The organism is Massilia sp. CF038 (assembly GCF_900129765.1).
In the GTDB taxonomy this organism is placed as follows: Bacteria; Pseudomonadota; Gammaproteobacteria; order Burkholderiales; family Burkholderiaceae_D; genus Telluria_A.
Genome location: NZ_FQWU01000003.1, coordinates 50646 through 72413, shown reverse-complemented (window position 1 = coordinate 72413; position 21768 = coordinate 50646). Strand labels below are relative to the sequence as shown.

21 protein-coding genes are annotated in these 21768 nt (G+C 64.3%); 12 read left to right on the top strand and 9 right to left on the bottom strand.

Features of this window, described 5'->3' with window-relative positions:
* Positions 1–17: 17 nt before the first annotated feature.
* Genes gspH through BUC24_RS19480 form a run of 12 tightly spaced genes read left to right on the top strand, consistent with a single transcriptional unit; the run spans position 18 to position 12771 of the window.
* Complete coding sequence (gene gspH, locus BUC24_RS19535) at positions 18–470, top strand: type II secretion system minor pseudopilin GspH (RefSeq protein WP_073220574.1); 453 nt, start codon at positions 18–20, stop codon at positions 468–470.
* Entirely contained in the window at positions 470–844 is a 375-nt protein-coding gene (gspI, locus tag BUC24_RS19530) for a type II secretion system minor pseudopilin GspI (protein ID WP_073220570.1), read from the top strand. The genes gspH and gspI overlap by 1 nt, the downstream gene beginning before the upstream one ends.
* On the top strand, positions 841–1461 hold the full coding sequence (locus tag BUC24_RS19525; protein WP_073220568.1) for a PulJ/GspJ family protein: 621 nt from the start codon (positions 841–843) through the stop codon (positions 1459–1461). The genes gspI and BUC24_RS19525 overlap by 4 nt, the downstream gene beginning before the upstream one ends.
* Positions 1458–2417 carry a type II secretion system minor pseudopilin GspK gene (gspK, locus tag BUC24_RS19520; protein ID WP_073220565.1) on the top strand — a complete coding sequence of 320 codons (960 nt, stop codon included), beginning with the start codon at positions 1458–1460 and terminating at the stop codon, positions 2415–2417. Before BUC24_RS19525 ends, gspK begins: the two co-directional genes overlap by 4 nt.
* A 17-nt stretch (positions 2418–2434) precedes the next feature.
* Positions 2435–3652, top strand: coding sequence for a type II secretion system protein GspL (gspL, locus tag BUC24_RS19515; RefSeq protein ID WP_073220561.1), 1218 nt, complete (start codon positions 2435–2437; stop codon positions 3650–3652).
* Positions 3649–4170: a type II secretion system protein GspM gene (gspM, locus tag BUC24_RS19510; RefSeq protein WP_073220558.1), complete on the top strand. Its 522-nt coding sequence runs from the start codon at positions 3649–3651 to the stop codon at positions 4168–4170. Before gspL ends, gspM begins: the two co-directional genes overlap by 4 nt.
* Complete coding sequence (gspN, locus tag BUC24_RS19505) at positions 4167–4940, top strand: type II secretion system protein N (RefSeq protein ID WP_073220555.1); 774 nt, start codon at positions 4167–4169, stop codon at positions 4938–4940. Before gspM ends, gspN begins: the two co-directional genes overlap by 4 nt.
* Positions 4940–7141 carry a type II secretion system secretin GspD gene (gene gspD, locus BUC24_RS19500; protein WP_073220552.1) on the top strand — a complete coding sequence of 734 codons (2202 nt, stop codon included), beginning with the start codon at positions 4940–4942 and terminating at the stop codon, positions 7139–7141. Before gspN ends, gspD begins: the two co-directional genes overlap by 1 nt.
* 7 nt (positions 7142–7148) lie before the next feature.
* A complete protein-coding gene (gene gspE / locus BUC24_RS19495; protein ID WP_073220548.1) occupies positions 7149–8570 on the top strand; it encodes a type II secretion system ATPase GspE in 1422 nt (473 codons plus the stop codon).
* 5 nt (positions 8571–8575) lie between these two features.
* Positions 8576–9796 carry a type II secretion system inner membrane protein GspF gene (gene gspF / locus BUC24_RS19490; protein ID WP_073220545.1) on the top strand — a complete coding sequence of 407 codons (1221 nt, stop codon included), beginning with the start codon at positions 8576–8578 and terminating at the stop codon, positions 9794–9796.
* A 12-nt stretch (positions 9797–9808) separates the two neighbouring features.
* Positions 9809–10510, top strand: coding sequence for a type II secretion system protein N (locus BUC24_RS27475; protein WP_143167595.1), 702 nt, complete (start codon positions 9809–9811; stop codon positions 10508–10510).
* Positions 10511–10518: 8 nt separating this feature from the next.
* Positions 10519–12771 (top strand): patatin-like phospholipase family protein, encoded by a 2253-nt coding sequence (locus BUC24_RS19480; protein ID WP_073220540.1) that lies wholly within the window; start codon positions 10519–10521, stop codon positions 12769–12771.
* 116 nt (positions 12772–12887) lie between these two features.
* Here the strand turns inward: BUC24_RS19480 and BUC24_RS19475 are convergent, their stop codons facing one another.
* The 9 genes from BUC24_RS19475 to BUC24_RS19435 all read right to left on the bottom strand — a co-directional run bounded on the left by BUC24_RS19475 (position 12888) and on the right by BUC24_RS19435 (position 21740).
* The gene (locus tag BUC24_RS19475) at positions 12888–13622 is read right to left on the bottom strand and encodes a helix-turn-helix domain-containing protein (protein WP_073221583.1); all 735 of its coding nucleotides are present in this window, start codon (positions 13620–13622) and stop codon (positions 12888–12890) included.
* Between the two features lie 300 nt (positions 13623–13922).
* Positions 13923–14111, bottom strand: a complete 189-nt coding sequence (locus tag BUC24_RS19470) for a hypothetical protein (protein WP_073220538.1) — start codon at positions 14109–14111, stop codon at positions 13923–13925.
* Between the two features lie 11 nt (positions 14112–14122).
* Positions 14123–15463, bottom strand: a complete 1341-nt coding sequence (gene hslU, locus BUC24_RS19465; RefSeq protein WP_073220535.1) for an ATP-dependent protease ATPase subunit HslU — start codon at positions 15461–15463, stop codon at positions 14123–14125.
* Positions 15464–15467: 4 nt separating this feature from the next.
* Positions 15468–16004 (bottom strand): ATP-dependent protease subunit HslV, encoded by a 537-nt coding sequence (hslV, locus tag BUC24_RS19460; protein WP_073220532.1) that lies wholly within the window; start codon positions 16002–16004, stop codon positions 15468–15470.
* A 224-nt stretch (positions 16005–16228) separates the two neighbouring features.
* Entirely contained in the window at positions 16229–17545 is a 1317-nt protein-coding gene (locus BUC24_RS19455) for an STAS domain-containing protein (RefSeq protein ID WP_073220528.1), read from the bottom strand.
* Positions 17546–17766: 221 nt separating this feature from the next.
* Positions 17767–18819, bottom strand: a complete 1053-nt coding sequence (dksA, locus tag BUC24_RS27340) for an RNA polymerase-binding protein DksA (protein WP_229448439.1) — start codon at positions 18817–18819, stop codon at positions 17767–17769.
* A 147-nt stretch (positions 18820–18966) separates the two neighbouring features.
* Positions 18967–20034, bottom strand: a complete 1068-nt coding sequence (locus BUC24_RS19445) for a CobW family GTP-binding protein (protein ID WP_073220525.1) — start codon at positions 20032–20034, stop codon at positions 18967–18969.
* 93 nt (positions 20035–20127) lie between these two features.
* Complete coding sequence (gene xerC, locus BUC24_RS19440) at positions 20128–21072, bottom strand: tyrosine recombinase XerC (RefSeq protein ID WP_073220521.1); 945 nt, start codon at positions 21070–21072, stop codon at positions 20128–20130.
* 5 nt (positions 21073–21077) lie between these two features.
* A complete protein-coding gene (locus BUC24_RS19435; protein WP_073221576.1) occupies positions 21078–21740 on the bottom strand; it encodes a DUF484 family protein in 663 nt (220 codons plus the stop codon).
* Positions 21741–21768 lie beyond the last annotated feature (28 nt).

Below are 21768 nucleotides of genomic sequence, written 5' to 3'. Positions count from 1 at the left end.
AACGGACAAGCCGCGCAATGCGCGGCTTTACCCTCATCGAGATCATGGTTGTCATGGTCATCATCGGGATCACGCTTGGCATGGTCTCGATCAACGCCATTCCCAGTCCGCGTCAGAACCTGCAGGCCGAGGCGAGCCGCATCGCCTTGCTGCTGCAGCTGGCGCGCGACGAAGCCATTGTGCGCAACCGCCTGGTCGCGTTCGAGGCCGACAGCGAGCATTACCGCTTCCTGGTGCGCAACGAGCAAACCTGGGACCCGGTCACCAAGGACGATCTGCTGCGTGAACGCCCGTTCAAGAGCAGCCCGGTCAACCTGCTGATCGACCCGGCGTCGGCCGGCACTGGCAACCCGATGCGCATCACCTTCGGGCGCGAGCCGGTCGACAAGCCCTTCGTGCTGACCATGACCAGTGGTGACGCCAGCGTCGCCATCCGGGCCGACGGTATCGGCCATTTTGTTGTCGAATGATGCGCCATTTCCGCTCCCGCCGTGGTTTCACGCTGCTTGAAGTGCTGGTGGCGCTGGTCATCGTCGGCACCGCGCTGGGCGCGTCGCTGCGCGCGGTGGGCAGCCTGACGGCCAACAGCGCCGGCCTGCGCGCGGCCATGATGGCCACCTGGTCGGCCGAAAACCGGCTGGTGCAGATCCGTCTCGAGCACGAATTCCCCGGTACCGGAAAGCGCAGCTTCGAGTGTCCCCAGGGCGACCTGAAACTGGTCTGCCAGGAGGAAGTATTGGCCAGCCCCAATCCGCGCCTGCGCCGGGTTGAGGTGAGCGTGTATGACATGGCCGACCCGAATCGCCGCATCATCAAGCTGGTCCAACTGGTGCTCAACGAATGATGCATTTGCGTTCCCGCCGCGGCTTCACGCTCATCGAGCTGCTCGTTGCCATCAGCATTCTGGCCATTGTCGCCGTCCTTGGCTGGCGTGGGCTGGACGGCATCATCCGTTCGCGCGTGGCCCTGACCGAGCAGATTGAATCGACGCGCGGCATGCAGCTTGCCTTTGCCCAGCTGCAGAGCGACGCCGAACACATGGCCAATCCGGCCGCGCTGCAAAAGCGCCCCTTCCTGCTGGCCGACACCGACCGCATGATCCTGGTGCGCAATGTCTACCGCGAGAACGAAGCGGCCACCTTGCAGGTGGTGTCGTACCGGGTCGAAGAAGGTTTGCTGACGCGGCGCGAATCGCCCGGCACGCGCGACCTGGTCCAGCTGGACGTGCTGTGGAAGGCGGCCACCTCGAATACCGACACCACCGCGCCCGTGGTGCTGCAAAAGGGCGTCACCGGCATGGTGGTCCAGACCTGGGAAACCAACCGCTGGCAAACCGGCGGCAAGCCGCGCGAAAACAATCCCACCGCGCTGGAACTGCCGCCTTCGGGTCTGCAGGTCGCGCTGCAGGTGCAGGGTGTGAGCGCGGTGATGATCAAATCCTTCCTGTTGGGGGGCCTATGAAGCGCTTGCATCGGCAGCGCGGCGTGGCGGTCATCACGGCGCTGCTTTTGACCACCCTGGCGGTGACGATTGTGGCCAGCCTGTTCTGGTCGCAGCAGGTGCAGGTGCGCTCGATGGAAAACCAGCGTCTTCACCTGCAGACCAAATGGATTCTGCGCGGCGCGCTGGACTGGGCCCGTCTGGTGCTGCGCCAGGATGGCATGGACACGCGTACCTATACTTCGCTGACCTCGGTCTGGAATACGCCGCTGGCGGAAACCCGTCTGGACCAGTACATTGAGCGTGAGCGGGTGGAGGGGGAAGTCTTCGATGCCAGCCTCTCGGGCCGGATTGTGGACGCCACCTCGCGGTACAATCTGACGAATCTGGCAACGGGGCCCAAGGTCAATGTTGATCATCTGGCGGTGTACAAGCGCCTGCTGGTCAATTTGCAGCTTGATCCGGCCCTGGCTGAACGCACCGCCAAGCTGGTAGCGGCGTCGGCGCCGCCGCTGCCGCGCGAAGAGGGCGATACCTCGCCGGTGGTGGTGCGCACGGGCGCGCCCATTGCGCTGACCCAGCTGGACGACCTGCTGGCCATCCAGGGTTATACCCCGGCCATTGTCGACAAGCTGCGCCAGTTCGCCATTGTGCTGCCGGCCGATGCCGTGACGGTCAATGTGAACACGGCGGCGCCCGAAGTGATTGCGGCCCTGCTGCCCAATTTTTCGGTATCGCAGGCCAATGCGCTGGTCGAACGGCGCAAGCAGGCGTATTACCGGCAGAAGTCGGATTTTGTACAGCAGCTCTATGGCGCTCCGGCGCAAGAGGCGCTGTTTGATGTAAAAAGCGAGTACTTCCTGGTGCTCTCGCGTGTGCGCCTGGACCGCGCCGCGCTGGACGCCGAAGCGCTGGTCAACCGCAAGCTCGATGACCAGACCTTCAAGACCAGTACGGTCTGGGTACGCCAAAACTAGAACGAAAGCGAGACTGTTTGACTACTTTATATATCCGGCTTCCCGCCCGCGCCGAGCAAGAAGGCGCCCTGGCGCGCTTCGCCCTGGTGGCCGACGGCGGCTCGCTGGTCCAGCAAGGTGAAGGTGCATTGCGCAGCATGGGCGACGCCGTTGCCGCCAGCCGCCACGTGGTGCTGATGCTGGCCGCGGCCGACGTCACGCTGTTGCAGGTCAAAACCCCGCCGCTGTCGCCAGCGCGCCTCAAGAGCGCCTTGCCCAGCCTGGTGGAAGAACACATTCTGGGCGACCCGGACGACTGCGTGCTGGTGGCCGCGCCCGTGCAGCACGAAGACGGCATGCGCACCATCGCGGTGGTGCAGCGCGGTTACCTCGAGTCGCTAGTCAAGGGCATGCTGGCGCATGGGGCACGCACGGTGGCTGCGATGCCGGCGCAACTGTGCCTGCCGCTCACGCCTGGCAATGTATCGGGCAGCATCGACGCCAGCGGCATCACGCTGCGCCACGGTCAGTACCAGGGTCTGGGGCTGGCGGTGTCGGGCGGTCCTGCGGTCGCACTGCAGACGGCGCGCGCGCTGGCCGGCGATTCGCCCCTGAATCTGTATGTGCCCAACGCTCAGCTGGGCGAATACAAGGCGCTGGTGGCCGAAGCCGGCCCAGGCATCAACCTGGAAGCGGAACACTGGGCGCACTGGGTGTCCGGCTCCAAGAGCAGCACGATGGACCTGGTGCCTGCCCTTGGTGCGGCAGGTGCCCAGGCGCGCGACTGGAAAAAATGGCGCTGGCCGCTGCGCCTGGCGCTGGTGGCCGTGGTCATCAACCTGGTCGGCCTGAATGTGCAGTGGCTGCGCATGAAGCGCGAAGCCGACGCCATCACGCTGGGCATGAAGCAGACCTTCAAGGCTGCTTATCCGAAGGAAAACGTGATCAGCAGCGACCCTGCGGCGCAGATGCGCCTCAATATCAATCGTGCCAAGGCCGTGCAAGGGCAATTGACGCCGGACGAATTCACCTTCCAGGCAGCGGCCTTTGGCGAAGCGGCGCGCAGCCTGCCCAAGCCGCCGGTGCTGGCCACGATGCAGTTCCGCGAGCGCGCCACCACAGTCAAGCTGAAACCGGACAGCATCGAGCCTTCCACCACGGCGGCCTTGCGCGACTTCCTGGCCAAGCGCAAACTGGACCTGACCGATTCGGGTGCCGGTGTGTATGTGATTCGCAGTGCGGGAGGTAAGAAATGAGCGCCATGACCGTGATTGGCCAATTCAAGGACCAGCTGGCGCTGTACTGGCTGGCCCGCACTGAGCAGGAACGCAAGTATCTGACCGTGGGCGGCGCCACCGTGGTGGGCGCCCTGATTTACATGTTGTTCATTGGCCCGGCCATTGAAGGCAAGGCCAAACTGAATGTCAGTTTGCCGCAACTGCGGGTGGAAGCGGCAACCATGCAGGCGCTGGCGCTGGAAGCGGGCGAACTGGCTGCCCGTCCGGCGCCGCAAGTCACACCCATGACGCGTGAAACGCTGACCGCCGGCCTGACTGCGCGCGGGATCACGCCAACGTCGCTGATCATCACGGGCGAATACGCCAAGATTCAGCTGACGAATGTCTCGTTTGCCAATGTATACAGCTGGCTGGACGCCCAGCGCCGCGAAAACCGGATCGGGGTGGACGACGCCAGCTTCACGGCCGGTACCCCGGCCGGGCAGGTGGATGCCCAGCTGACGCTGCGCCAGAACACCGGTGAAGCGTCCCGATGAAGCGTGCCGTGTTATGGCTGCTCGCCATCGTTCTGGCGGTTGCGCTGACGGTGCTGGTGTTCCTGCCGGCCAGCTGGCTTGGCTCGATGGTCGAGACCGAGACTGGCGGGCGTTTGACTCTGGGAGACGCCCAAGGTACGCTTTGGCGCGGCTCGGCCTTCATCGGCGGTGCTGCCGGGGTGGGCGGGGCGGTGACGCCGCTGCTGCCGGGGCGCTTCAGCTGGCGCTTGTCGCCCATGCTGCTGCTTGGCCAGGTCGAGCTGACGCTGGAAAACCCGGAAGCGCTGACGCAGCCTGTCAACGTCTCGGGCAGCATGAGCCAGTGGCAGGTCAGTCCGGCCGAACTGCTGCTGCCGGCCGAACGCCTGGCCGGTCTGGGGGCGCCGCTCAATACGCTGGCGCCGTCAGGGGTGGTCAAGCTGTCCTGGACCACGCTGCAGCTGGCCAAGGCCGGCCAGAGCGTGGACGTGCAGGGCCGCACGCTGTTGTCGCTGGCGGACATGGGCTCGCGCATGGCGCCGGTCAAACCGCTCGGCAGCTATGAGCTGACAATGGATTGGCGCGGGCAGCAGGCGCAAATGAGTTTGAGTACCGTGCGCGGCGCGCTGCTGTTATCGGGAACCGGGGCGCTCGACAAGGGCCGCTTCCAGTTTTCTGGACAGGCGCAGGCGGCGGACGGATATGAAGAAACGCTGGGCAATCTCCTGAATTTACTGGGCCAGCGCCGAATGGTGGGCGGCAAGAAAATTATCGCGTTAGAGTTCAAATGATGAAAAAACAGTCTGGTAGCACACTCCAATTTCCGGCGCTGCGCCGCGTTGCGGCCGGCGTCATGCTGTGCTGCGCAGTAGCGGGCGCGCCTGCCCCATTGTGGGCCGCGCCTGAAGATCAGGCGGCGCTCAACTTCGTGGGCGCCGACATCGAATCGGTGATCAAGGCGGTCGGCCATTACACCGGCATGACCTTCATCATCGACCCGCGCGTCAAGGGTACGCTGACGCTGGTGTCGGAAAAATCGATCACCAAGGCCCAGGCATTCAGCCTGCTCACGTCCGCACTGCGCCTGCAAGGCTACGCCGTGGTCACCGGCGACGGCTACGCCAAGGTGGTGCCGGAAGCCGAAGCCAAGCTGCAAAGCTCGCCGACCATGGTCGGCACCGGCAAAAACAGCGTCAAGGGCGACCAGGTCGCCACCCAGATCTACCATCTGAACTACGAATCGGCAGCCAACCTGACGGCCGTACTGCGCCCGCTGATTTCGCCGAACAATTCGATCATGGCCAACCCGGGCAACAACAGCCTGGTCATCACCGACTACGCTGACAACCTGGCGCGCCTGTCGAAGATCATCGCCACGCTCGACGCGCCCATCGCGGCCGACGTCGACATCGTCCCGGTGCGCTACGGCATCGCCTCCGACATGGCAACGCTGGTGGAAAAACTGCTGCAGCCAGCACCGGGCGGCGACTCGGGCCGCGTGTCCGTGGTGGCCGACCCGCGCACCAATTCGCTGGTCATCAAGGCGCCGTCGCGCGCCCGCGCCAGCCTGGCCAAGTCGCTCATCACCAAGCTCGATCAGCCGACCACGGTGGCGGGCAACGTAAACGTGGTCTACCTCAAAAACGCGGACGCCACCAAACTCGCCGCCACGCTGCGCGCGGTGGTATCGTCCGATTCATCAGCACTGCAGCAAACCCAGTCGGGCACCAGCGGCGGCAGCGTGCAATCGTCCACCGGCCAGAATGGCGGCCAGGGCGGCATGCAGTCGAACCAGGGCCAGGGCGGCAACCAGCAGGGCGACAAATTCGGCGGCGCCGGTGGCGCCAGCGGCGGCAGCGGTGGTAGTGGCGCCGGCTGGATCCAGGCCGATGCCTCGACCAACACCCTGATCATCACCGCGCCAGACGCGATTTACCGCAATCTGCGCGCCGTGATCGACATGCTCGACGTGCGCCGTGCCCAGGTATATATCGAATCGCTGATCGTCGAAGTGTCAGCCGAACGCTCGGCCGAATTCGGCGTGCAGTGGCTTGGCCTGTCCGGCAACAAGACGAGTGACTACCGGGTCGGCGGCATACAGAACTTTGCCACCCCGGGCAGCGCCTCGCTGGCGGGTCTGCTGACCTCGACGGTACCCAACCCCGGTGCGGGCCTGTCAATTGGCGTGTTCAAGCAGATCAACGGTGCGCTCGGGCTGGGCGCCATTGCCAAGGCACTGGAAGCGGACACGTCTACCAATTTGCTCTCGACGCCGAACCTGATCACGCTTGACAACGAGCTGGCGACCATCAAGGTTGGTCAAAACATCGGCGTCATTTCCGGCTCCTTCACCACCAATGCCGGCGGCGCGGCGGGCAACCCCTTCCAGACCATCGACCGTAAGGACGTGGGCCTGATGCTCAAGATACGTCCGCAGATTTCCGAAGGCGGCACCATCAAGATGGCGATCTACCACGAGACGTCCGACGTGGTGACCGGCACCGAGAACAGCCCGTCCGGCGTGACCACCAATATGCGCGTGATCGAAAACAACGTCATCGCCGACGATGGCCAGATCATCGTGCTCGGTGGCCTGATCCGCGACGACACTGGCGGCAACGAAGAAAAAGTGCGCGGCCTGGGTGACATTCCCGTGCTGGGCAATCTGTTCAAGTACCGTAAAAAGACCCGCAAGAAGACCAATCTGATGGTGTTCCTGCGTCCGGTCATCATCCGCAGCAAGGAAGACAGCAATGCCGTGGCAGCGGACCGCTACGACTTCATGCGCAGTGCCGGCCAGGACGCCGCCGCCAAGAAGGACAGCATCATGGTGCCGGACTACGGAACCCCGGTGCTGCCGCAACTGAACGGCGGCCAGCCGCCGGACGGCGGCACCATGGTCAAGGTGCCACCGCGTCCGATTCTGGTCCCGGTCGATCCGCGTCCGGGTCCGGGCGAACAGCCAGCGCCTGCGCCACAACCGAATCGCTGATACAACGATGAGCAATCTCTTACCCTACGCTTTCGCACGCGACTTTGGCGTGCTGGCGCGCTACAGCGACGAGGCCGAGCACACCGTCGAGGTGTGGATCTCGGGCGCGACTGCGCCAGCGGCGATCGCGGAAGTTTCGCGCCGCTTCGGCCGCATCGCCTTGCGCTCGATGGAACGCGCCGACCTGGAAGCGGCCATCGCCAGCGCGTATGCGGGCGGTGGCGGCGACGCTTCGCAAGTGGCCGACGAGTTCGATGCCGACCTCGATCTGACCAAGCTGCTGCAGGACGTGCCGGCCATCGAAGACTTGCTTGAGTCCTCGGACGACGCGCCCGTGATCCGCATGATCAACGCGCTGCTGACGCAGTCGCTGCGCGAAGGCGCCTCCGATATTCACATCGAGCCGTTCGAACAGACCTCGGTGGTGCGCTTTCGCATCGATGGCGCGCTGCGCGACATCGTACGCCCGCGCAAGGCCATTCACGCTTCGCTGATTTCGCGTATCAAGATCATGGCGCAACTCGACATTGCTGAAAAACGTCTGCCGCAGGACGGCCGCATCACGCTGCGCGTGGGCGGCAAGGGCGTGGACGTGCGCGTGTCGACTCTGCCGACCGGCCACGGCGAACGCGCCGTGCTGCGTTTGCTGGACAAGGAAGCCGGCCGCCTCGACCTGTCGCACCTGGGCATGGCGCCCGAGCTGCTGCCTGAATTTGATACCCTGATCAACCAGCCGCACGGGATTGTGCTGGTCACCGGACCAACCGGCTCCGGCAAGACCACCACGCTGTATGCAGCGTTGTCGCGCCTGAACGCGTCGACCACCAATATCCTGACCGTCGAAGACCCGATCGAGTACGACTTGATCGGCGTCGGCCAGACCCAGGTCAATGCCAAGATCGACATGAGCTTTGCCAAGGCCTTGCGCGCGATTTTGCGTCAGGATCCCGACGTCATCATGATCGGCGAGATCCGCGATCTGGAAACAGCGCAGATCGCGGTGCAGGCCTCGCTCACCGGTCACCTGGTGCTGGCCACGCTGCACACCAACGATGCCGCCGCCGCCGTCACGCGTCTGCTCGACATGGGGATCGAACCGTTCCTGCTGTCGTCGTCGCTGCTGGGCGTGATGGCCCAGCGCCTGGTGCGCAAGCTGTGCGTGCACTGCAAGGTCAGCGACGGCACCCAGTGGCGCGCGGTGGGCTGCGACAAGTGCGGCTTTACCGGTTACCACGGCCGGGTGGGCGTGTACGAACTGCTGCAGACCACCGACGAAATTCGCGCCCAGATTCACAACCGCGCTTCGGAAGCGGACATCCGCACCGCGGCCCAGCGCGTGGGCATGAAAACCATGCGCGAAGACGGCAACCGCTGGCTTGAAGACGGCACCACCACGCAAGCCGAGTTGCTGCGCGTGACCAAGGATTAAGGGCCATGCCAGCATTTCGCTATGAAGCCGTGGACGCCGCCGGCGCCACCCAGAAGGGCGTGGTCAACGCCGACAGCGCCAAGTCGGCGCGCTCGGACCTGCGCCTGCAAGGACTGACGCCCCTTAACGTGGAAGCCATTGCCGCCCAGGTCGACGACAAGGGCGTGGCCACGCGGCGCGGCTTTGGCGAGCGCCTGACGCAAGTGGAGCTGGCGCTGTTCACACGCCAGCTGTCCAGTCTTCTGGAAGCCGGCCTGCCGCTGGAACAAGCCTTTACCGCGCTGCTGGAACAGGCCGAGCGTCCGTATGTGCGCGACCTGATCGCCTCGATCCGTTCCGAAGTGATGGGCGGCGCCTCGTTCTCGGATGCGCTGTCGCGCTACCCGCGCGACTTTGCCGAAATCTTCCGCGCCCTGGTGGCTTCGGGCGAGCAGATCGGCCATCTGGCGCGCGTGCTCACGCGCCTGGCCGACTACATCGAGCGCCGCAACGCGCTGGTCCAAAAAGTGCGCCTGGCGTTCACCTACCCGGCCATTGTGACCGTGGTGGCGTTTTCGATCGTGATCTTCCTGCTCACCTACGTGGTGCCGCAAATTGTTTCGGTGTTCACCAACACCAAGCAGAAGCTGCCGCTGCTGACCATGATCATGCTGGGAGTATCGAACTTTGTGCGCGCCTACGGCATCGTGGTGCTGATTGCGCTGATCGGCGCCTTCTGGGCCTGGCGCAATGCGCTGAAAAATCCGGTGCTCAAGCGGCGCTGGCATGCCTGGCTGCTGACGGCGCCGGTGTACGGCAAATTCGAGCGCAGCCTGAATACTGCCCGTTTCGCCAGCACCCTGGCCATTACCACCGGTTCGGGCGTGCCGATCCTGCGCGCGCTCGATACCAGCCGCGACACGCTCTCCAACGTGGCCATGAAAGAACTGGTCGAACAGGCCAGCGGCGCGGTGCGCGAGGGCGTGTCGCTGGCGCGCGCGCTGTCGGCGCAAAAACACTTCCCGCCGATGCTGATCCACATGATCCGCGCCGGCGAAATCACGGGCGAGCTGCCAGCCATGCTGGAGCGGGCCGCCAATTCGCAGCAGCAGGATCTGGAGCGGCGCACCCTGACCATCGCAGGTCTGCTTGAACCGGTGCTGATCCTGGCGATGGGTGTGGTGGTGCTGCTGATCGTGCTCGCGGTGCTCATGCCTATCATCGAAATTAATCAGCTGGTGCGGTAACCAAGGAATGTAATGAAGCGTTTGCCATTAATGTTGAGCCTGCTTGCCGTGATCGCGCTGTCGGCGTCGGTCGCCTACTGGGTGCTGGAACTGTACAAGCCGCCCCAGCGTCCGCTGGCGGCCATCAGCGAAGCCGCTTTGCCCGAGCCCAGCCCGGACGCTGCCGCCACGCTGTTTGGCGGGCAGGCGCTGGCTGTGGTGGCCAGCAATTACCAGCTGACCGGTGTGGTCGCTGCCGGCGCCGAAGGCGTCGCGATTCTGGTCGCCGACGGCCAGCCGCCGAAGGCGCTCAAGGTCGGTCACGAGTTCTCCAGCGGCGTGGTGCTGCAGGAAGTCCATCCCAAGTATGTGATGCTGTCCGAAGGCGGCATCCTCAAGCGCATTGATCTGGCCACGGACGACAAGGCCGGCACCAGCCTGGCGCTGGCCGCGCCGATGGGCAGCACCCCGATGCCGCCACCGCAGCCGCAGCCGGCACCGCCACCGGCGCAAAATTCGATGACCGGCGGCGACAGCCCGCCGCCGCAGCAGATACCCAATCCAATGCAGGTGCCCGACATGTCGGGCAGCGTGCCGGTACCGCCGCCGCAGCCAGGCCAGCCGACCGAGCCGCAGCCAGGTCAGCAGGGCCAGCCCCAGGGCGTGCCACCGCCGCCGCCCCCAGCCCAGATGCCGGCACCAACCCGCAATATGTCCGGTAATCCCACTCGATAAGGTTCCCCATGTTCCTGCGTGCTCTCGCGACCGCGCTCGCGTGCGCGCTTCTGACCAGCGCACCGGCCGTGTGCGCCCAGTCTGACGATACGGTTCCCCTGTCTTCTCCCGTCGCCGCCGGCCCCGTCGTACCGGCGGCGCGGCCGCGCATCGCTCTGGTGCTGTCCGGCGGCGGCGCCCGTGGCTTTGCTCACATCGGTGTGCTGCGCGCCTTGCGCGACATGCGCATTCCCATCGATATGGTGGTTGGTACCAGCATGGGCAGCGTGGTGGGCGGCGCCTACGCCGCAGGCGCGGGTGTCTCCGACCTGGAAAAAATGGCGCGCCAGACCGACTGGGACCGCGTGGTAGCCGATCGTCCCGCGCGCGAAGACCTGGAATTCCGGCGCCGCGAAGAGGACACCATCCTGCCATCCCGCCTCGAATTCGGGGTCCATTCCGATGGCATATCACTGCCGCCTTCGGCGGCCGGCAACGCCGCCCTTGAACAGGCGCTCAGCCGCCTGCTGCCGGCAGGTACGCGCGACCGCCCGGTCAGCCAGCTCACGCTGCCGTTTCGCTCGGTCGCGTCCGACCTGGTCACGGGCGACCTGGTGGACCTGGTCGACACGCCCCTGTTTCTGACCATGCGCGCCTCGCTGGCCGTGCCGGGCGTGTTCGCACCGGTGCGCGTCAATCAGCGCCTGGTGGTGGACGGTGGCCTGGTGCGCAACCTCCCGATCGACCTCGCCCACAAAATGGGCGCCGACATCGTCATTGCCGTCAATGTGGGAACGCCACTGGCGCCAGAAAAGAATCTGGGCAGCGCGCTTGGCGTCGCGCAGCAGATGATCAATATCCTGACCGAGCAGAATGTGCAGCGTTCGATCCGCGAGCTGCGCTCGCAGGACATACTGATTGCGCCTGCCCTCGATGGCATCGGATTTCTGGATTTCCGCAGCATCGAAGCGGCCATGACGGCGGGCGAGACGGCCGCGCATGAACTGGAACCGCGTCTGGCGGCGCTGGCCCTGGAGCCGGCAGACTACGCGCTGTTCGAGAACAACCGGCTGGCGCCGCCGCCGCTGTCGGACACGCCGGCAGCGATTGCCTCGGTCACCGTCACTGGCACGCAGCGCATCAACCCGGCCATTCTGGAAAAGCAGACCGGCATTGCCAAGGGCGCCAGCATGACGCGCGAACAAGTGCGCCAGGCCGCCGACACCTTGTACGGCCGGGGCGACCTGGAACGGGTGGAAACCGATATCGAAGACGAAGACGGCAAGCGCAGCGTGGCGATCAAGGCCACCGAGGCCGCCTGGGCGACCAGCCGTCTGCGCGTGGGTCTGGAGCTGGCCAGCGACTTCGATGATTCGAACCGGTTCGCGCTCAAGCTGATGCACGTGCGGACCTCGATGAACAGCTGGGGCGGCGAACTGCGTACTCTGGCCCAGGCGGGCGATGTACGCGGTTTGGGTATGCAGTTCTACCAGCCGCTGGGTGCCGGTTCGCAGTGGTATGTGGCGCCCGCGCTGGAATACGGGTCCACCTCGCTCGACAGCTTTGTGGCAGGACGGCGTGAACGGCGCTACGCCTATTCCGGCAGCAGTGCCAGCCTGGTATTGGGGCGTGAACTGGGTACCTCGGGTGATATCCGGATCGGTGTCACGCGTCAGAAGGCCGGCGTCCAGTCGGTGATTCCCGAAGAACCCGATTCGGCTGCGCTGCGCGGCTTTGGCACCACCCAGTTCGTGCAGTACCAGGCCGACACGCTCGACTCGCTGGGTTTCCCCAGCCGCGGTTATCTGCTCGATGCGCGGCTGGAGCGCGTGCCTGGCAGCGGCAGCGGCGCTGCGGCGGAAGCCCATTCGAGTCTGATCGGCATGGCGGCAATCAGCGGTGGCAATTGGGCCGGGCACCTGTATGGCGAGTTTGCGCATTCGAACAATGGTTATGCGCCGCTCAGTCTGGGCGGCTTCCTGCGCCTGTCTGGTACCGTGCCCGATTCGATTCAGGGCAGGACCATGGCCTTCGGACGCCTGGTGATGGCGCGCCGGATTGGCGCGCTGCCGGTGACCCTGGGGGGTACTGTCCGCGCTGGATTCTCGCTCGAGATGGGGGGCGGCTTCGATTTGAATCAGCCTTCGCAGGGCAGCAAGGTGAAGCAGGCGCTGTCGGGCTTTTTGTCGGTCGATACGCGCTTTGGACCGGCGTATGTGGGGGCCGGGGCGACGAAAGAGGGCAGTCGGACCCTGTATCTGTTCCTCGGCCCGGTCTGGTAAAAAAACCATCGTCCTCGGGCTCGGCGCCCCCCTTGGCGGGGACCTATTCCACGTGACCGAATTCGTTTAGCGTGCTATGGGTCCCCGCCTCCGCGAGGACGATGTTCTCAGTGCAGCTACTTGCGGCGCAGCGCCGTGAACGCGCCAAACTCCCACGACCGCAGTCCCAACAACAGCGTGAAGCCATCGCGTTCGCTGCTGGCCAGGCGCCGGTCGTTCTGGTGCAGGCGCGCCAGTTCGCCAGCCAGCTGCTGCACCTTGTGCGTCATCTCCTGCGCGCTGGCAGCCGACAGCCGCGCCGGCACGCACATCAGCATTTCGCCGTGGCCGTCGAAGCGGCCGCCAAAATAATCGCCCACCACGTGCTCGCGTACGTACTGCTGCACCGGCCCGTCGGCAATCCAGCGGAAGGCGTTCGACACGCGCAGGCTATAGCGGTTACCCGGTTTGAGCTCGATCAGGCCAAGCCGGTCCAGTTCCACCATCAGGCCAATGCATTCCGGTTCGCTGACGCTGTAGGTTTCGATGATCTGGTCCAGCGTCCAGTGACCAAGGCAGCAGATCGCCACCAGCAGGAGGTGCGGGTTCGCCATCAGCGACTTTTCCTGCGCCGCCGTGAGAGTGTCGGCGTGGGTGCGTGCATCGGCTGCGCGGCGCAGCACGTCTTCCATGGGAATGCCGGCGGCCTTGCAGATCTGCGCCAGGCGCGACAAGGCCATGTCCTTCTGGCCGAACATGCGCTTGACGCTCGATTCGCTCATTTCGATGCGCTCGGCCAGTTCTTTATAGGTGATGCTGGCCGCGCGCAGCTCGGCGCGCAGCACGGTAATGACTTGTTCGGGTGAACTCATGGAATCCTTGTGGTCGATGTAGCGTTTGGCAGTACCGAATGTACCGAATAACGGTGCTTCGCACAAGGTGATGGCAAGCCGGGGGAGAACAGGGGAGACTACGCACTGATGGCCAGAAAGCGGGAGCCCCGAACGGGCTTCCGCTGGCGGCCCGACTATCTGCAGCACCCAATTCCCCCCCCCAAAAAACCACTACATCGTCCTCGCGAAGGCGGGGACCTATATCACCTATGGTCAGAGAAAAATCACATCTCTGAGCTGAGGTGCTATGGGTCCCCGCCTCCGCGAGGACGATGTGGCTTACTCTTCCGGCTCCAGCTTGGCTTTTTTCAGCGCGCGCTTGGCCGCCTGCCGTTCGGCACCTGGCCCCTTGGCATGCGGACCTGCCGCGCGCAGCTTGGCTGCCACCGCCACTGGGTTGCGCGGCGGCGGCGATGGCGACACCGTCAGGCGCATTTTCTGGCGCGTGGCCAGTGCCTTGTTGGCCATTGGCCTTCTCCTTACAGTACGTAACGCGACAAGTCTTCGTCCACGGCCAGCTTGTCGAGCCGTTCGTTGACGTAGGCAGCGTTGATCTGCACCACTTGGCCGCGGTTTTCGCTCGCGTCGTAGGATACCTCTTCCAGCAGCTTTTCCATCACCGTGTACAGACGGCGCGCGCCGATGTTCTCGGTGCGTTCGTTGACCGAGAACGCGATTTCGGCCAGGCGGGTGATGCCGTCCGGTGCAAATTCCACTTTCACACCCTCGGTATCGAGCAGTGCCTCGTACTGCTTGGTGAGGCAGGCGTCGGTGCTGGTGAGGATGCATTCGAAATCGGCAATCGACAGCGATTCCAGCTCGACCCGGATCGGGAAGCGGCCCTGCAGCTCCGGAATCAGGTCGCTTGGCTTGGCCAGATGGAAGGCGCCGGACGCGATGAACAGGATATGGTCGGTGCGGATCATGCCGTACTTGGTATTGACCGTGGTGCCTTCGACCAGCGGCAGCAGGTCGCGCTGCACGCCCGCGCGCGAGACATCGGCCCCGCCCATTTCGGAACGCGAGGCGATCTTGTCGATCTCGTCGAGGAACACGATGCCATTCTGTTCGACGTTGGCAATGGCTTTCTGCTTCATGTCGTCGTCGTTGATCAGCTTGGCCGCTTCCTCGTCGATCAGCAGCTTGAGCGCTTCGCCGATCTTGACCTTGCGCGGCTTTTTACGGGCCGCGCCCATGCCGGAGAACATTGACTTGATCTGCTCCGTCATTTCTTCCATGCCCGGCGGGGCCATGATCTCCATTTGCGGTCCGGCGTCGGCCAGTTCGAGTTCGATTTCGCGATCATCGAGAGCGCCTTCGCGCAGGCGCTTGCGGAAGGTCTGGCGGGTGGTGTCGCCATCTTTGGACTCGGTGGCGGCGGGCGTGACGTTAAAGCCGAAGTCGCGTGCCGGCGGCACCAGGATGTCGATGATGCGTTCTTCGGCCGCGTCCACGGCGCGTTCGCGCACCTTTTTCATTTCGGCGGCGCGGGTCTGCTTGATGCCAATGTCGATCAGGTCGCGGATGATGGTGTCCACGTCGCGCCCGACGTAGCCCACTTCGGTGAACTTGGTCGCTTCGATCTTGATGAAGGGCGCATCGGCCAGGCGCGCCAGACGGCGCGCGATCTCGGTCTTGCCGACCCCGGTGGGGCCGATCATCAGGATGTTCTTGGGCGTGATTTCATGGCGCAGGGGCTCGGCCACCTGCTGGCGGCGCCAGCGGTTGCGCAGGGCGATGGCAACGGCGCGCTTGGCCTTGCCCTGGCCAACGACGTGCTTGTCGAGTTCCGAAACGATTTCTTGGGGTGTCAGGTTCATGGGTTCAATCCAGCGTTTCGATGATGTGGGACAGATTGGTATAGATGCACAGCTGGCCGGCAATCGTCAGGGATTTGGACACGATTTCCGCAGGCGACAGTTCGGTATTTTCGTGCAGGGCTTTTGCGGCCGACTGGGCGTAGGTGCCGCCGGAGCCGATCGCGCCGATGCCGTCTTCCGGCTCCAGCACGTCGCCATTGCCAGTGATGACCAGGGTTGATTCGTGGTCGGCCACGAGCAGCATCGCTTCCAGGCGCCGCAGCACGCGGTCGGTGCGCCAGTCCTTGGCCAGTTCGACCGAGGCGCGCAACAGGTTGCCCTGATGCTTTTCGAGCTTGCCTTCGAAGCGGTCGAGCAGGGTGAAGGCGTCGGCGGTGCCGCCGGCGAAGCCGCACAGGACCTTGCCCTGGTACAGCTTGCGTACCTTGCGGGCCGTGCCCTTCATGACGATGTTGCCGAGTGTGACCTGGCCATCGCCGCCGAGCGCCACGGTTTTGCCGCGACGCACGCACAGGATGGTGGTGCCGTGAAATTGTTCCATATCTGCCTCGTAGTTATCTCCCCCAAAGAATGGGGGTGTTAACGCAAATTGCAAGATACTTGTTGTATGTACGCGGAGTGAAATTGCTGCTACATCGCCCTCGCGGAGGCGGGGGCCCATGCCATCTTACCGGATTCGGAAACGGGGCATGGGCCCCCGCCAAGGGGGGCGCCGAGCCCGAGGGCGATGTAGTGGGTAAGCGCGTCCGCTTGCGATGTAGTGGCTTAGTACTTGTGCGGGAATAACCTTGCCACTTCGGCAAAGCTGAGCAGTTTGAAGAGGGCCGCGACCAGGTGGTTCATGTCGCGGAATTCGATCTTCTTTTCGGCGGCAATCGGACGCAGGCGGTTGAGCAGGGCGCTGGCCGCGCCGTAGTCCACCCGCGCCAGGCGCGAGCAATCGATCAGCAGCGTCGGCGACTGCGATGCATACGCGTCGATGGCGTCAAACAGCGAATTGGCACCGCTGTTGATGACCGCCGGCAGCATGAAGCATTCGGTGCGTGGTGGCGCCGTGATGGTGCTGGTGGTGGCCACGTGCTTGGGCGTTTCGAAAGAGGGCGGCGACACTTCGAAGGTGACGCAGTAATCCATCGCCGTTTCTTCGAAGTCTTTTTCGCGGTTCATCAGTTGCAGCAGCGCCAGCAGCAGCATCCAGGGCGCTTCGCTGGCGTCGCGGTCGCCAATGGTGATGGTCGAACGCACCAGCTCGGCAAATTCGGTGGCGCCAGCGACGATCAGCTCGCGTTCGCGCTTGCGCAGTGTGGTCAGGGTGTCCAGCAGCAGCTGGCAACCTTCTGGCGTGACATCGGCAATGCGGCCAAATTCCAGGCGCATGACCTGATTTTCTTCGGCCAGCTGGAGCAGACGTTCCAGGCGCGGGGCGACTTCGGCATCGAGCACGCCGGCAAACACTTCGGTCGGCGTGACCCCGGCAAAATTGCTTTCTTCGGTCCCAGGGACCACGGGCGGCGCCCAGGTCGGCGGCGAGGTTTCAAACTGGCTGGCGTAATCGATGGCCACGTTGTCGAACTCGTCCTGGCGGCCCATCACCTGGTACAGGTCAAACAGCATCCACCACACGGTGCGGTCGGTGCGGCCGACATCGCGCAGCGCTTCCTGCAGCATCTGTTCGGCAAATTCTTTTTGGTCGTTGGCGTACATGATCGCGATTTCTTCGATCACGGGCGCCGTTTGCGGGTGCACCGGCGACTCGGTCAGGTAGTCGTCGGACAGCAGCTCGGTGGTGGCCATCTCGAGCATCGGCAGGGTGTCGCCGTCGTCGTCGACCTTCTGGCCCGGTTTACGGCGGGTGCCGCTGCCCCAGGCCGGTTCCGGGGTGTTGAAGATATCGTCGGCCATGGCCGATTCGATGGCGTCGATCTTGGCGGCGGTGGCACGGGCGATCTCGCGCTGGCGGGCCCGTTCGGCGTCGCCATCGATGATCAGACGCGACGGCTCGCCGCGCAGGCGTGCCTCCGGTGGCGCTTCGGCGCTCTCCGGCTGTTTATTTTTTCCCTTGAAAATTGAGAAAATTCCCACGTCGTTCCCTGTTTCGTTCGCCCGGCTGGACCATGCGCCATGCGCACCGTCGACACCTTAGCACGGTAGCATGCCTGCTGTGTAGAGTCACGTGATCACATCGCCGCCCACGGTGCTAGTGTAGCCGATGGGCAAACTTTGCGTTCGCACGAATGCATGCTTCCAAATAAAAAAGCATGCGGCGGCGCCGCATGCTTTCCTCGCTCAGTGTACGAGCTGCTTCAATCGCCGTACAGTTTCTGTTTCAGTTCGCGCCGCTGCTGGGCTTCCAGCGACAGCGTGGCGGTCGGACGCGCGATCAGGCGCGGGATGCCGATGGGTTCGCCTGTCTCTTCGCACCAGCCATAGTCGCCCGCATCGATGGCGGCAATCGACTGTTGCACCTTCTTGAGCAGCTTGCGCTCGCGGTCGCGCGTGCGCAGTTCGAGCGCATGTTCTTCTTCGATGGTGGCGCGGTCGGCCGGGTCGGGGACCAGCACGGTTTCGCGCAGGTGTTCGGTGGTTTCGCCGGCATTTTTCAGCAGGTCTTTTTCCAGCTGCTGCAGGCGGGCCTTGAAGAACGCCAGCTGGGCCGGGTTCATATAGTCCTTCTCGTTCATGGCCCGAATTTCTTCTTCGGACAGGAGGCGGCCTTCTGTGGCAACGGCGGGGGTGGATTTCGTTGTTTTGGTCATGACTTCACTTACCTTCGATACGACAGAGGTTTTCATTTTATCAGCTATCTCGGCGCTGCCACCCTTGTCTGTGGTGGCACGCGTACCCGATTCGCTTACCTTGACGGCCTGCTGCTGCACCGTCTGTTTCGTGCTGGTCCGAGGCACCGCCGCGGCCGCTTTTGGCGCCGCCTTGCTTGCCGGCCTGGCTGTTGTGGCGGCCGGTTTGGCCTGCGTCGTTGGGGCCGCCTTGGCTGGCGCCTTCGTGGCGGCCTTCGCGACGACCTTCGTGACTGCTTTGGCTGTCACCGTTTTTGCTGCCTTCGTTGCCGCTGTTGCACTTTTTTTCGGCACGCTTGTTGGGGCGCTCTTGCTCGCGGTTTTGGCCGGCGCTTTGGCGGCTGCCTTCACCTTGACCGCCGCACTTTTGGCGCTACTGCCGGCGGCCGCTTTTTTCGGCGCTGGCTTGGGCGCGGGCCGCGCTGCCGCCTTGGCCGCTGGTTTGGCTGCCGGCTTGGCCTTGACTGCCGGCGTCAATGCGCCCGCGATCTTTTTAGCCAGCGCGCCGGCAACGGCTTTGACCACGCCCGCCTTGCCCGTCTTCTTGACGGTCTTCGTCACGGTTTCCTTCATATTGCCATCCCGATGTCTTCCCCTCGCCGCTATGGCGTGTTGGCAATTCAGTCGTCAAACAAAGGCAATGCACGCGAGCCGTCTGGGATGCCGACCTTGCCGGCGTCCGACCGTGCATCACAAAACCGGGATAGTTTATACCAAACATTGTTCCAAACCGCGGATAAAGACGTCTTTCGGTAAATTTTTGCCAATAAAGACCATTTTGCTGCACGGTGTTTCGTTTTCGCCCCATTTGGCGCCGATATCGGTGCCCATGATCTGGTGCACGCCCTGGAATACCACCTTGCGGTCGGCCCCGTCCATCAAGAGCACGCCCTTGTAACGGAGCATGCGCGGGCCAAACACCTGGACCAGGCTGCCAAGGAACTCGTCGAGCTTGGCGGTGTCGAACGGACGCTCACTCTTGAACACGAAAGCGGCAATGTCGTCGCTGTGGTGGGCATGGTGGTGGTCGTTGCTGTGGTCGCAGAACTCGGTGTGCACGTGTTCGTGCTCGCCGTCGTGGTCGTGGCCATGGTTGTGGTCGTGGTCAAGCGCTTCATCGGCGGTTAAAAAGGCGGGGTCGATTTCCAGCTTGTCATTCAGGTTAAAGCCGCGAATGTCCAGCACCTCGGTCAGCGGGGCGTGGCCAAAGTCCACCTGGCTGATGGGCGCGCGCGGGTTGATGCGCTTGAGGCGCAGCTTCAGTTCGGCCAGGCTGGCCGCGTCCACCAGGTCTGTTTTGGAAATGAGCAGCTTGTCGGCAAAGCCAACCTGGCGCTGGGCTTCCTCGTGCTCGTCCAGCTGGGCCATGGCGTGGCGCGCGTCGACCACGGTGACCACGGCGTCCAGCAGATAGTGGGCGCCAACTTCTTCGTCCACAAAAAAAGTCTGGGCCACCGGGCCCGGGTTGGCCAGGCCGGTCGTTTCAATCACGATGCGGTCAAAATCGAGCTCGCCGGCGGCGCGCTTTTGCGCCAGCGAACTGAGCGCCACGATGAGGTCGCCACGCACGGTGCAGCAGATGCAGCCATTGTTCATCTCGACAATTTGCTCGCGGCTGTCCTGGACCAGGATTTCATTGTCGATATTCTCCTGGCCGAATTCGTTCTCGATGACGGCGATTTTCAAGCCGTGGTCTTCGCGCAAAATCCGGTTCAGGAGGGTGGTCTTGCCGGCGCCAAGAAAGCCGGTGAGGATGGTGCTGGGAATGAGTGCCATGGGTTCCATTAAGCTGGGGACGTCAAATGAATCGAGCGATTATGCCGTAATTCGCGCCAGGCTTCCGAATACCCGGTTGCGGCTTGATACGGATCAGGACTTTTTTGTTTTGGCTGCTGCGCGCGGATGGGCCTTGTCATACACGGCAGCCAGGTGCTGGAAGTCGAGGGCGGTGTACACCTGGGTCGAGGCAATGCTGGCGTGACCCAGCATGTCCTGCACGGCGCGCAAGTCGCCTGACGATTGCAGCACGTGCGAGGCAAACGAATGGCGCAGCACGTGCGGATGCACGTCGACCGTGGTGCCGGCGCGCAGCGCGTGCGCCTTCAGGCGCAGTTGCACCACGCGCGGTGAAATCCGGCTGCCGCGGCTGGATAAAAACAGGGCATTGCTGCCGTCGCGCGGCGCTTCGCGTACGGTCAGCCAGGCGGCCAGCGCCTCCAGGGCATGGCGCCCGACCGGCACCTTGCGCATCTTGGCGCCCTTGCCGGTCACCGTGACTTCAGCGCTGTCGGCGTCGACCCAGCCCAGTGCGGCCGGGCTGTAGTGCAGGTCCAGGCCAGCCAGCTCCGACACCCGCAAGCCGCTGGAATACAGCAATTCAAACATGGCGCGGTCGCACAGGGCCGGGGGCTCCATGCCGGCGGTGGCCTGCGCGGGCGGCGCCACCAGGTGCACCGCGTCGTCCACCGACAGGGCCTTGGGCAGGGTCTTGGCCCGCTTGGGCGCACGCACCCCTTCCACCGGATTGGCTGCCAGGGGCAGGTGCCGCGCCAGCCAGTGGAAAAAGCCGCGCCAGCTCGACAGCTTGCGCGCGATCGAGCGCGGATCGAGCGCGCGCGCGTGCAGTTTGGCCGCCAGGCGGCGCACATCGGCATGCACCACGTCTTGCCAGGCGGTGCCGTCGAGCAGGGTGGTCAGCTGGGCCAGATCGCGGCGGTAGGCCTGGACCGTGTGGGCCGAGAGTTTGCGCTGGGTCTCCAGCTGGGCCAGGTAGCGCGCGACCCAGTCGTCGTCCACGCGGGCCTGGCCGTCCATGGGGATCAGGCGCGCAAGGCGGCCAGGGCCGCGCTGGCGGTTTCGCCAATGTGGATCAGGAAGTCGGTGGCCATGTGGGCCGAGAAGCGCTCGGGGTCGGGCGAACCCATGATCAGCAAGCCGAAGGCCACGCCGCCGGCGCGCAGCGGCAGGATCACGGTCGATTGCACGGCGGCGGCGTCGCCCAGCCAGCGCACCGCTTCGAAGTCGTGGTTGCTGCCGCAGTAAGGCGTGAGCAGGCTGTTGGCAAAAATGCGGGCATCGTCGGACACGCCTTCGACAAACCAGGCGTCGCTGTAGATCGGGTCCACATCCCACAGGCGCAGCGTGACCTGGGGCACGGCAAAGCCGGTACGCAAGCCGTCGGCCACGGCGCTGGGGCGGTCGGCATCGCGCCGCGCGGCCAGCAAGCCCTGGGTCCAGGCGTGGAATTTGTTGGCAATGGCGGCGTTGTCCTGGGCCAGATGAATCAGCTCGGCCATGCGCAGTTCCAGCGCCTTGTATTTGTCACGCATCACTTCCATCTGGCGTTCCTGCAGCGACACGGCCTTGCCGGTCAGCGGACTGGACAGGCGAACCTGGCCCAGCAGGCCGGCGTGTTCAGCGAAGAAGTTCGGATTGTCGGCCAGCCAGGCGGCGACGGCAGTGGAGTCCAGCGGGTCGGTCATGTCAGTCATGGAGTCATTCAGTGTGGGT